Origin of the sequence: Anabaena sp. UHCC 0399, from assembly GCF_034931465.1 — a bacterium.
Classification (GTDB): domain Bacteria; phylum Cyanobacteriota; class Cyanobacteriia; order Cyanobacteriales; family Nostocaceae; genus Trichormus; species Trichormus minutissimus.
The window spans coordinates 1-12,097 of record NZ_JAYGGZ010000057.1; the positions used below are offsets into that span (position 1 = coordinate 1).

The window sequence follows — 12,097 nt, forward strand, 5'->3', positions numbered from 1 at the left end:
ACTACAAACCTTTAATTATTTACCCTGTTCTACTTACTTCTATTTCCTGATCACACGCAAAGCTTAAAACTTCCTTTCACGTATGTATAATGGGCTAACTTCCAGGAAGGCTAACAACACTCACAACTTTTGCTCAAGTTAAGTGCATAAACACCATTTTTAACAATTCTGCACGGGTAAATGGTTTCGTTAAATATCCCGATGCACCCACTAATCTAGCTTTTACTTTATCTACTATTCCTTTAGACCCGGTAACGAAAATAATTGGCGTATTTTTAAACATAGAATTATTGCGGATAATGCGGCACAATTCATAACCATCAATCCCCGCCATATTTAGATCCAGCAAAATTAAGTCTGGTTTGTGCCTAATAATTGACATAGCAGCTTTTAAGGGGTCATTAATGGCTATGACAGTAAAATTCTCATTTTCTAAAAAATAAGTAATTTCTTTTAAAATTGTGGGGCTATCATCTACAGAAACAATTTTGTAAAGTTTTTCTGGGGTGACGGTAGCAGGGGTTACTCTTTGAGGAACAGAGTTCGTGTTATTTAATTCTTTATTGGTTGTTTTTGTATGAGTGGAAATTTGTGGCGATCGCTTGACAATAGCGACATTTTCTATCTCTATAATTGGGGTGATGGGTGTAGCGTTGCTACTGAGTTCTATGACTCTATCGACTAGCTTTTTCTCTAATAAAGCGGTTGTGTATTGAGGCGTTGATGGTAATTCTGCCACTATCTTGGGTAACTGATCAAATGGTGGATCTGGTTCATGTAAGATAATCTCTCCAGTCACAATGTAAGGGTATAAATATTGTGCTAGTTGTAGTTCATCTTGATTCATAATCACGGACAGATGACGCAGACTAAAACCCTTCATCCAGTAAGTTAATGTTGGCTGGAGTTCAGTTGAATTTTTACCAGGGATTGTATTATTTAGTAGTAAATAAGGACGTTGATGAGGAGAGGTAATCCTAGGTACATAAGTCTGCCAATTTTGCAATCTCGTTTGACACCTTTCTATAACTTTATCAACATCTAGGAGGCAAATTACAGGTAATCTCTGTAACGAATCGCTTAATTGATAATTACCAGTTTTAATGAGCAGAAATGATTCAATTACTTCTTTGACTAATTGTTGAATCAGTACAGTAGCTTGTTCAGTATCTATATATCTTTGATTAACAAGCCATTGGATAGCTTGATAATCCTGTGGCTGAATAATATCAAGATTTTGATTTTCGTTGATTTGATTGTATAAGTCAGTTTCAAATAGCAAGCGTAACTGTACCCGGACTTCCACAGTTACTAGGGGTAATTGTTGACTCAGGCGACGCAGATGACGTTCTAATCTGTCAAAGGGTTCTACAGAATGGGTAGCATAACTAATTGTCCCATTTTCTACATAAATTGACCAAGTAACGAAGTTACTTACAGCTTGCAAACAAGTGGTGTCTAAACAACTCGATAGTTGTCTTAATAAATTCTGAGGACGTATTGCTGCAAACGTACCGAAATAATTCATATGAAGAAGAGGACATGGGACAGGTGACAGGTGACAGGTGACAGGTGATAGGGGATTGGGGACTGGGAGATAATTTGTAGAATTAAGTCTGTCTGAGTGCTTAATTAATAGTTGGTAAAATTGCGAACTCTATATTTGAGGGTAATATTTTTTTAACAAATTTGGCTTTTAAGTTCTCTTAATCACAACAGGTGTTTTTAAACATGGTAGTTAATATGATTTTGAATTTAATTTCTATATAGAAAAATAAAAATCCCACACAAAATCTTTAAAAATTTATGTAGGCAAATGCTAATTATTTATTATATTCTGTGTTTGCTCTATATAAATTTTGGTAGATGATTAATGTCTTCAATTAGAACCCTTCATCATATCTTTATTTCATCTACATCCTGATTAAGATTTCCTTAAATATGTAGAACTTGCGGTAAAAATGGTCTGTTTAATGAAGAGTGAACCAGCTACCATCAAACATCTACCTGTGGTCTTGTCGGCTGCGGCTGTGGAAAATATATACTTTGAAAAAAGGAACATAGAGCTTTGGACTATAACATAACACAAAACGTTATGAGTGATACATTAACACTAGATGAAGTAGTAGAGTTTGCGGAAAATCCAGAACCACGTTGTCCTTGTGTGTTGTTACTCGATACATCTGGTTCGATGCAAGGGGTGGCAATAGAAGCTCTCAACCAGGGCTTGCTGAGTTTGAAGGATGAATTAGTCAAAAATTCCATAGCAGCCAGACGGGTAGAAATTGCGATCGTTACCTTTGATAGTCATATTAATGTCGTACAAGATTTTGTCACAGCCGATCAATTTAACCCCCCCATTTTGACAGCGCAAGGATTAACCAGTATGGGTGCGGGCATTCATAAAGCCTTGGATATGGTGCAAGAGCGTAAATCTTTGTATCGTGCCAATGGTATTGCCTATTATCGCCCTTGGGTGTTTATGATTACAGATGGTGAGCCACAAGGTGAACTAGACCATTTAGTAGAACAAGCAGCAATCCGCCTGCAAGGAGATGAAACCAACAAACGCGTTGCCTTTTTTAGCGTGGGTGTAGAAAACGCGAATATGATGCGCCTCAATCAAATCGCTGTACGGACACCCTTAAAACTGAAAGGACTGAACTTTATTGAGATGTTTGTTTGGTTATCGACTAGTATGTCAGCAGTTTCCCATTCGCAGATAGATGAGCAAATCGCACTACCGCCCATTGGCTGGGGTTCTATCTAAAATAGCTTGCGGATTGCGGCTTGACACTTTCACAGCTAGCTGACAAAACAAATATATGAAAACATCAAAACAGAACCCTCATTGGCAGGTAGTCGCCGCCTCTGTCTGTGGTACAAGCCACGTCAAAAATAAGCAGCTGTGTCAGGATGCTCACCACTGGCAACTTTTGCCTGATAACGTGTTGATAGCAGCGGCCGCAGATGGCGCAGGTTCTGCCAGCCAGGGGAAAGTCGGCGCGATGGTAGCTGTAGAAACAGCCATAGAAAACCTATCGCTCAAAGATATAACTAGAGATTCCCTAGCTGATGATGAAACTGTGCAATTGTTGTTAACTGATGCCTTGCTAGCCGCTAAAAAAGCCGTGGAAGACGAAGCCGAGGCTTGCCAAAAACCGCCCCAGGATTTAGCAACTACCTTAATTATTGCGATCGCCTCACCCGAAATGGTAGCAGCCGCACAAATTGGTGACGGTTTAGCAGTGGCTAAGGATCACATGGGCAACTTACTAGCACTGACCATACCTAACAACGGCGAATATATCAACGAAACGACTTTTTTAACTTCACCAGGTGCTTTAGATACAGCGCAGATGAGACTATGGCGCGAAACCATAGTCAACATTGGACTCCTCACCGATGGACTACAAATGCTGGCTTTAAATATGGTTGTTGGTGAACCTCACAAACCCTTCTTTTTTCCTTTATTCGATTTTGTTGAAAAAGTAGAGGATAAAACAGAAGCGAAAGAACAGTTAGTCAGGTTTTTAGGTTCTGAGCGAATTACACAACGTACTGACGATGATTTGACGCTGATTTTAGCTGCCTTCAACCATTTGTGAGGCAAAGGGGGCAGGGTAGATTTTTCACCAGTCCCCAGTCCCCAATTCTCAATTCTCAATAAAACCCTTAACCGTGATTGCTCATGAAGGTACTACGTTATCTTCCCCAGGAAGAAATTTCCAGCCTCAGCGTCAGTTTAGGCCGTGGTGGTGAAGCCTGTATTTATGCCGTGCCATCCGCAGGCGATTTAGTAGCGAAGGTTTATCATAAACCTACAGTTGCTCATGCCCATAAACTACGGGCGATGCTTGCCAATCCACCAGAAAACCCAACGGCGAATTTGGGGCATATTTCCATTGCTTGGCCTCAAGAATTATTGTGGGGGACAGATGAAAATAAAGGCATTGTTGGCTTTTTAATGCCTCGCATTCGCGGAATGCGTCCCATTATCGATTTCTATAACCCCAAGACTCGCCGCCAACACTGTCCATTATTCAGCTATCAGTATCTTCTCCGCACAGCTCGCAATTTAGCGGCAGCTTTTGCATCTCTACATAATAGTGGTTACTGTGTGGGTGATGTTAACGAGTCTAATATCCTCGTCAGCGATACAGCCCTAGTCACCTTGGTAGATACAGATTCTTTCCAAGTGCGTGATCCAGAAAACGATGTGGTTTATCGTTGTCCGGTGGGTAAACCAGAGTTCACCCCACCAGAGTTACAGAATAAAATCTTTGCTCACCACGATCGCGATCTGAGTCATGATTTATTTGGTTTAGGGGTACTGATTTTTCAATTATTAATGGAAGGAACACATCCTTTCTCTGGCATTTATCAAGGTATTCCCGAACCACCGCCCTACGAAGTCAGAATTGCCGCCGGACATTTCACCTACAGTAAAAAGCGAAAAGTCCCCTATCTACCTACACCCATTGCACCACCTTGGGAAATCCTCCATCCCAGGTTACAAGAACTGTTTGTGCAGTGTTTTGAGGATGGACACTATGCCCGCCAACAGCGTCCCCATGCTCAAGCTTGGTTGTCTGCCCTCGCGGAAGCTGAAGACTCCCTAACTACTTGTAGTGTTCATCCCCAGCATCGCTATAGCAACCACCTACACAGCTGCCCTTGGTGTGAAAGGGCGGTACGCTTGGGTGGTAGAGATCCATTCCCTTCAGTACAGGCAATAGAAAAAAAGGAACATTTGCGTCCCCGCGTCACAACCAAAAAAAGACGCTACACTCAACCGACTCCACCGATTGGCTTACCCCTGCCAGTCATGCCTTTGTATCAAACAAACTGGCAGATACCCACCTCTAGCTTTGCACCTCAACGCCACCGACGCAGAAAAAGACTGTATCCGATAGTATGTTGTTTGTTGGGATTTGGGGCTTTGGGATATTTGGACGTGATGATGAAATTGACGCGTCCCTTGGTGTCTCAGAATAACTATGCCCAGCAAAGCTTCATGACAAAGCCAGCAACTAGTGACATTACCTTGAGTTTTGCTGATTATTACCAGCAAGGTCATGCTGCTTACCAAGTGCGAGACTATAAACAGGCAGTAGAAAAATTTACCGAAGCCATCCAACAAGAACCCAACAACGCTAAAGCCTATGTTAACCGAGGTAATGCCCGCTATAACCTGAAAGACTACGACGGCGCATTAATAGACTACAGTGCCGCTTTGCAACTAAATCCCCAAGAAACCAAAGCTTTTGTGAATCGGGGTAATGCTCGCTATATGCTGGCAGAATATAGCAACGACCCTGATAAAGAATATAAACTAGCGATCGCAGATTTTAACCAAGCCCTCAGTATTAACGAGAAAGAAGCTGAAGCCTATATCAGAAGGGGCATTGTCTACTCTCAGATAGCTAAATATAGCAGCGACACTCTCAAAGAATATCAAGAAGCGATCGCAGATTTTGATCAAGCACTTAAACTTAATGCGGCCAAATCCGAAGCTTATTTTCAGCGTGGTTCTGTCCGCTATCTCATCGCTCAATATAGTAGCGAGTCTCTGCAACAATACCAACAGGCGATCGTTGACTTTGACCAAGCATTAAAAATTAACGACAAACTCGCCAAAGTTTACCTAAAAAGGGGTATGGTTCGCTATGAACTTGTCCAACTAATGGATAATAAATCTAAACCAGATTATGTCCAAGCTGTTGAAGATTTAAAAATAGCTGCCCAACTTTCCTTAGAACAAGAAGATACAGAAGTTTATCAGCAAGCACTCAGTAGCATCTGTATCGTTGAAGAAAGCAAATGTAATGCTTTATTGCAAAGTTCTGTCATGTTGGGATATGCCAGCAACAATTAGGAATTGAGGATTGGGGACTGGGTATTGGTAATGCCTTCTATTCAAAGACTAGAAGACCAATTCACTCATCCTCAATTTTCAGAAACTGACAATTATTTTTTATAGAGTGTGTTGCGGCGACAACGCACCCTCAGACGTTTCCAGTGCGTTATAGACGTTAGTGGACTGTCTAGACTAAGAGGATGTTTGAAAAGTCCGAGAAGGTATAATTTGTCATTTTGAGCGGAGCGAAGAATCTAGGTTTCAGGCGCATACTGAGATATTTCACTTCGTTCAATATGACACAGAAAGACCCTTTTCAAACAAGCTCTAAGTAGAATAGGGTAAATAATTAAAGGTTTGTAGTAAGAACTTTAGTTCTCTCCGTTCCCTGCGGGACGCTCCGCGAACAAAAAAGGACTAAAGTCCTTACTACGAACTCAATCCTAGTTTTTTTACATTACTTAACATAGTTTGGTTTTTTCAAGTCGCGCCACTTATTCTAGCCTTACCACACCATTTTTAGTGGATATTTTATTTTTTGGCGGACTCAATCTCTGGTGCAATGTATAAGTTAAGAAAGTAGTAAATTTGTCTTTATAGATGCAATTTATCAAATCTCCAACTCAAAGATTATCTGAATTCTATTAAATTATGTCTTAATTCCGCTTGAATTTTTATTACTATATTTATTGTTGAATCGTATTTTAAAAAGACATAAATACCGGAGTTATTGCTAGGTAAAGTTTAATGGTGTTGCATGAAAACATTCATTAAATTTCTCTTTTGTCTGATTAATTTGTATTTATTAAGCTTTTACATATCTCAGACTTTTATTTACTATTTCTTTATTTAATTACCTCGAATAAAAGTTAGATTATGTACGGAGAAAGATACAAAATAAATGAATTTTTCTCCCATCCATGTGCATCCTCTTCATTCTGATAAATTTTCCATAATACTTGACCTGCACATCTCCGAGGTAATTGCATGAAAGCGGTAATTTTGGCCGGAGGGCTGGGTACACGCCTCAGTGAAGAAACCAGCATCAGACCCAAGCCAATGGTTGAGATTGGTGGTAAACCAATTCTCTGGCACATTATGAAAACTTATTCTTCCCACGGCATTAACGACTTTATTATTTGTTGTGGTTACAAAGGTTACATCATCAAAGAGTATTTTGCTAACTACTTCTTGCATATGTCTGATGTAACTTTTGATATGCGTTTTAATCAGATGAATGTTCATTCTGGTTATGCTGAACCTTGGCGTGTCACCCTAGTTAATACAGGTGATAACACTATGACAGGTGGACGCTTAAAGCGCGTTCGAGAACATCTTGGTAATGAAACTTTTTGCTTTACTTATGGCGATGGTGTCAGTAATGTTAATATTACCGAACTAATTAAGTTACACCAAGAACAAAAGACCCTAGCAACACTCACAGCCGTTCAACCAGCAGGTCGTTTTGGGGCAATTTCCCTAGGACAAGAACAAACTAAAATTACTAGTTTCCGAGAAAAGCAAGACGGTGATGGTGCTTGGATTAATGGTGGTTATTTCATATTAGAACCAGCCGTCATTGATTTTATTGCTGATGATGCTACAGCTTGGGAGAAAGAACCATTAGAAAAGTTAGCAGATTTAGACCAGCTATCTGCTTTTAAACATAATGGTTTTTGGCAACCAATGGATACATTAAGAGATAAAAATTACTTAGAAGAGCTATGGAAAAATAATCAAGCTCCTTGGAAAGTTTGGTAATACCGCAAAGGGAAATTCAAAATTCAAAAATAATTTAATTTTGAGGTTTTGATTTTCATCAAGTTATACTTTTTACCTATATGAGTAGAAAGGCACATACACAGAGAAGTAGACAAAAGTCAAAAGTGAGAGAAATTTTTACTTTTCCCTTTTTATTTCCTGAGCTGCCTTCTGCCTTATTTCAACATTAATGCAGTAATACCAATGTACGATTTTGCTATTGTCGGTGGGGGAATAGTGGGGCTATCTACGGGGATGGCTTTAGGTCAACGCTATCCCCACGCGCGGATTCTAGTGTTAGAAAAAGAAAGCCAATGGGCATTTCACCAAACTGGCAATAATAGTGGTGTGATTCACTCTGGAATTTACTACAAACCAGGGAGTTTCAAAGCAAAGTTTTGCCGTGATGGTAGAGACTCAATGGTGGCATTCTGTCAAGAACATGGCATTGAGCATGAGATTTGTGGCAAGGTAATTGTAGCTACAGATGAGCAAGAATTACCACGCCTAGAAAACCTCTATAAACGTGGTGTAGATAACGGCATTAAAGTCCAAAAAATTAGCCCCGAAGCAGTCAAAGAAATTGAACCTCATGTTAGTTGTGTAGGTGGAATTAAAGTTTTTTCAACTGGGATTGTTAATTACAAGCAAGTTTGTTTAAAGTACGCCGAATTAATTCAACAGCAGGGAGGAGAGTTACGGCTTAATACCAAAGTGCTGAAAATTGCCCCCAGTGGTGACAATCATGTACTGGAAACCAACCAAGGTAACTTTGAAACCCGTTTTGTCATTAATTGTGCCGGATTGCATAGCGATCGCATTGCTAAATTAGGTGGAGTCAACCCCAAAGCAAAAATCGTACCCTTCCGGGGCGAATATTACGAACTCACCCCAGAAAAACGGTATCTGGTGAAAACTCTGATTTACCCAGTTCCCAACCCCGATTTTCCTTTCTTGGGCGTTCACTTTACCAAAATGATTGATGGTAGCGTCCATGCAGGGCCGAACGCCGTTCTCAGCCTCAAACGTGAAGGCTACCACAAAACCGACTTCGACCTGAAAGACTTTGCTGAGGTGATGACTTACCCTGGTTTTTGGAGACTCGCCGCCAAACACGCCGATGAAGGTATCCAAGAAATCATTCGTTCCTTTAGTAAAGCGGCTTTTACCAGAAGTTTGCAAAAACTCATTCCCGAAGTACAAGAGTCGGATTTAGTTCCCACCCATGCAGGGGTACGCGCCCAAGCCTTAATGGATGACGGCAGACTAGTAGATGACTTTTTGATTGTACCTAGTCAAAATGCGATCCATGTTTGCAATGCACCCTCCCCGGCTGCCACCTCTTCCCTAGAAATTGGCAAAGCGATCGCCGCACAAGTTCCAGAGCGATCGCACTTAGAGAATGTAGTTATTGCATAGATAAGAAACAGGGGAAAGGCTGAAGGACAAAGGAAAAATTTTCCCCAGTCCCCAGTCCTCTGTCTCTAGTTATTTAATTGTGACTTTTGACTTTTGACTTTTGACTTGATTTGTCCCCAATATACAGAAATTGACACAAATGAAAATCTTAGTAACTGGAACAGAAGGCTATCTTGGTTGTTTATTACCCTCTTTGTTAGCCGGACGAGGACACGAAGTAATTGGTATAGATACTGGGTTTTATAAAGTTGGCTGGCTATACAATGGAACTGAAATCACAGCCAAAACCCTTAACAAAGATATTCGCAACATCACCCCTGAAGACTTAGAGGGTGTAGAAGCGATCGTCCACATGGCGGAACTCTCCAACGACCCCACAGGACAACTATCACCCAACATTACCTACGACATTAATCATTTAGGTTCTGTACGTCTGGCAAACCTAGCGAAAACAATGGGTGTGCGCCGCTTCGTCTATATGTCTTCTTGTAGTGTCTATGGAGTAGCTACCGAAGGTGATGTCACAGAAGCATCCCCTGTTAATCCCCAAACAGCCTACGCAGAGTGCAAAACTTTAGTAGAACGAGATGTCACACTCCTGGCTGATGACGACTTCTCTCCTACCTTCATGCGGAACGCCACAGCCTTTGGTGCTTCCCCCAGAATGCGCTTCGACATTGTGTTGAACAACTTGTCTGGCTTGGCTTGGACTACTAAAGAAATCAAAATGATCAGTGATGGTACACCTTGGCGGCCATTAGTTCACGCCTTGGATATTTGCAAAGCCATAGCTTGCGCCTTAGAAGCACCCCGCGATATTATTCACAACCAAATTTTTAACGTTGGTGATACAGCCAACAACTACCGCGTTAAAGAAATAGCCCAAATCATTGCTGATACCTTCCCCGGATGCAAATTATCCTTTGGTGATAACGGCGCAGATAACCGCAGTTATCGGGTATCCTTCGAGAAAATCAACACCATCTTACCTGGATTTAAGTGTGATTGGGACGCTCAACGCGGCGCGAGACAGCTATTCGATTTGTTCAGTCAAATTGATATGACTGAAGATACTTTCTTATTTAGAGGATTTACACGTTTAAAACAACTAGAGTATTTGATTCGTACTGAACAAATCGACCAAGATTTCTTCTGGAATATCAAGTAACTACCAATTCTGATTGTTTAAGGTCTTGATCCCTGATTTCTGGAGGCAATCAGGGATCTCACAACCCACAAAAATCAATCATTGTATGAGCAAATTGTTGACTATTGCCATTCCTACTTATAATCGGGCTGAGTTACTTGATAAACAGTTAACATGGCTAGCCAAAGCTATCAAAGGTTTTGAATCAGATTGTGAAATCTTAGTTTCTGATAATTGTTCTAGTGATAATACTGGAAACATCATCGAAAAATGGCAAAATCAGCTAAATAACATTACATTTAAAGCTAATAAGCATCCAGAGAATTTAGGCGTAATGAACAATATTATGTACTGCCTAAATTCAGCAGAAACTCAATATGTCTGGGCTATTAGTGATGATGACATTATTCAAGAGAGAGCCATCGCATATGTTATCAATAAGCTGAAACAACAGCATAAATTATCATTATTGTTTCTCAATTTTTCAGGACATAATAAAATCACTGGTCAACCAGTCTACCCTCCAACTATCATCGGTAATCGCTGGTTTGATGCTGACTGTGAAGATGGTTGTGCAGATGGTAAAGCAATTTTTGAACATTGTTTTGCTAAAAGCGTTGGGACAGTAATTTTCCTGGCGGCTAGTATCTATCGTACTGATTTAGTCAAACAAGCACTACAAAATTGGCCGGATGCTGCTAGTAATTGGATATCTTTAGCATATTTATCTGGTTATTGTGCAGCGCATGGTGATGTAATTGTCACTAAAGATAACTTTTTAGAATTCATTATTGGTGTGACTTATTGGAAAAAAGAATCAAAAGCTGCACTATTAATGCAATACAAACACATACCTGAAGTAATTTTAAAGCTGCAAAAATGTGGATATTCTCAGCATTTTTGCCGACAGATGCTTTTACGCATTTCTCAAAATGTGGATACTAAGGTATTTTTAAGTGCATTTAGAAAATGGCCTGTATCTGCTCTCAAAACAGTTATTCCATTGCTAGCTATAGTTGGTTTATCTGTTTTTGATATTATGGCTTTTCCAGAAGTGAGAGTTGTTGAAGCCAGTCAAGCATTTACGCAAGAAGTGCGAACTAATACTGACCACCCCTAAAGAGTCAGAACTAATGAAATGAACTAATAAACCAAATGTAGGTAAACTTCCTGTTGCAGAATTTATCTAGTGTAAATACTAAATGATTAGTCAAATAAGGTCAGAAGCCGGGTAAAAGTATAACCTTATTCAACAAGGTTTTACTGCCCACTATGGTAACAACACTCATTACTCATTACTCAATTTTTATTCCAGCCAACTATGATTTTTACAACTACAGAACTCAAAGACGCATTTATTATTGACTTAGAAGAAAAATCAGACAACCGAGGCTTTTTTGCTCGGACTTTTTGCGCCCAAGAATTTGCCGCCCACGGTTTAAAACCAGTAGTTTCTCAGTGTAACCTTTCTTATAACTATCAAAAAGGTACATTACGGGGGATGCACTATCAACTCAAACCCGCAGCCGAAACTAAATTAATTCGTTGTATTAAGGGTGCTATTTATGACGTAATTATTGATATGCGTCCTGAATCACCAACATTTTTATCGCACATTGGTGTAGAACTGACTTCAGATAATCACAGAGCTTTGTACGTACCAGAAATGTTTGCTCATGGTTATCAAGCTCTGACTGATGATGCAGAAATTGTCTATCAAGTAGGTGAATTTTACACACCTGGATACGAAAGAGGACTACGTTATAACGACCCATTTTTTAATATTGATTGGCCTTTAGAAGTCACAGTCATCTCTGAGAAAGATGCTAACTGGCCGTTATTAGAAAATATCCCTATTGGTAGCCCTGACCCAGTGGAAGTAGTTTGTTAAATAAAAGAAATTAACGGAG

The 12,097-nt window shown here is 40.1% G+C and carries 9 protein-coding genes; 8 read left to right on the forward strand and 1 reads right to left on the reverse strand.

The features are described 5' to 3' along the window. Positions 1 to 133: 133 nt before the first annotated feature. Complete coding sequence (locus tag VB693_RS24115) at positions 134 to 1,528, reverse strand: response regulator (RefSeq protein ID WP_323268480.1); 1,395 nt, start codon at positions 1,526 to 1,528, stop codon at positions 134 to 136. A gap of 567 nt (positions 1,529 to 2,095) precedes the next feature. On the opposite strand from VB693_RS24115, the gene VB693_RS24120 reads away from it, so the two are divergent. The 8 genes from VB693_RS24120 to rfbC all read left to right on the forward strand — a co-directional run bounded on the left by VB693_RS24120 (position 2,096) and on the right by rfbC (position 12,078). Then, entirely contained in the window at positions 2,096 to 2,770 is a 675-nt protein-coding gene (locus VB693_RS24120; protein ID WP_190695526.1) for a vWA domain-containing protein, read from the forward strand. A gap of 55 nt (positions 2,771 to 2,825) precedes the next feature. Next, positions 2,826 to 3,608 carry a PP2C family serine/threonine-protein phosphatase gene (locus VB693_RS24125; protein ID WP_190695528.1) on the forward strand — a complete coding sequence of 261 codons (783 nt, stop codon included), beginning with the start codon at positions 2,826 to 2,828 and terminating at the stop codon, positions 3,606 to 3,608. Between the two features lie 83 nt (positions 3,609 to 3,691). Further along, positions 3,692 to 5,878, forward strand: coding sequence for a tetratricopeptide repeat protein (locus VB693_RS24130; RefSeq protein ID WP_323268481.1), 2,187 nt, complete (start codon positions 3,692 to 3,694; stop codon positions 5,876 to 5,878). A gap of 969 nt (positions 5,879 to 6,847) precedes the next feature. Next, the gene (gene rfbF / locus VB693_RS24135; RefSeq protein ID WP_190695532.1) at positions 6,848 to 7,621 is read left to right on the forward strand and encodes a glucose-1-phosphate cytidylyltransferase; all 774 of its coding nucleotides are present in this window, start codon (positions 6,848 to 6,850) and stop codon (positions 7,619 to 7,621) included. 204 nt (positions 7,622 to 7,825) lie between these two features. Then, the gene (lhgO, locus tag VB693_RS24140; RefSeq protein ID WP_323268482.1) at positions 7,826 to 9,040 is read left to right on the forward strand and encodes an L-2-hydroxyglutarate oxidase; all 1,215 of its coding nucleotides are present in this window, start codon (positions 7,826 to 7,828) and stop codon (positions 9,038 to 9,040) included. Between the two features lie 139 nt (positions 9,041 to 9,179). Beyond that, positions 9,180 to 10,208, forward strand: a complete 1,029-nt coding sequence (locus tag VB693_RS24145) for an SDR family oxidoreductase (protein ID WP_323268483.1) — start codon at positions 9,180 to 9,182, stop codon at positions 10,206 to 10,208. Between the two features lie 85 nt (positions 10,209 to 10,293). Next, positions 10,294 to 11,307, forward strand: coding sequence for a glycosyltransferase family 2 protein (locus VB693_RS24150; protein WP_323268484.1), 1,014 nt, complete (start codon positions 10,294 to 10,296; stop codon positions 11,305 to 11,307). Between the two features lie 201 nt (positions 11,308 to 11,508). Continuing rightward, positions 11,509 to 12,078 carry a dTDP-4-dehydrorhamnose 3,5-epimerase gene (gene rfbC, locus VB693_RS24155; protein WP_190696582.1) on the forward strand — a complete coding sequence of 190 codons (570 nt, stop codon included), beginning with the start codon at positions 11,509 to 11,511 and terminating at the stop codon, positions 12,076 to 12,078. Positions 12,079 to 12,097 lie beyond the last annotated feature (19 nt).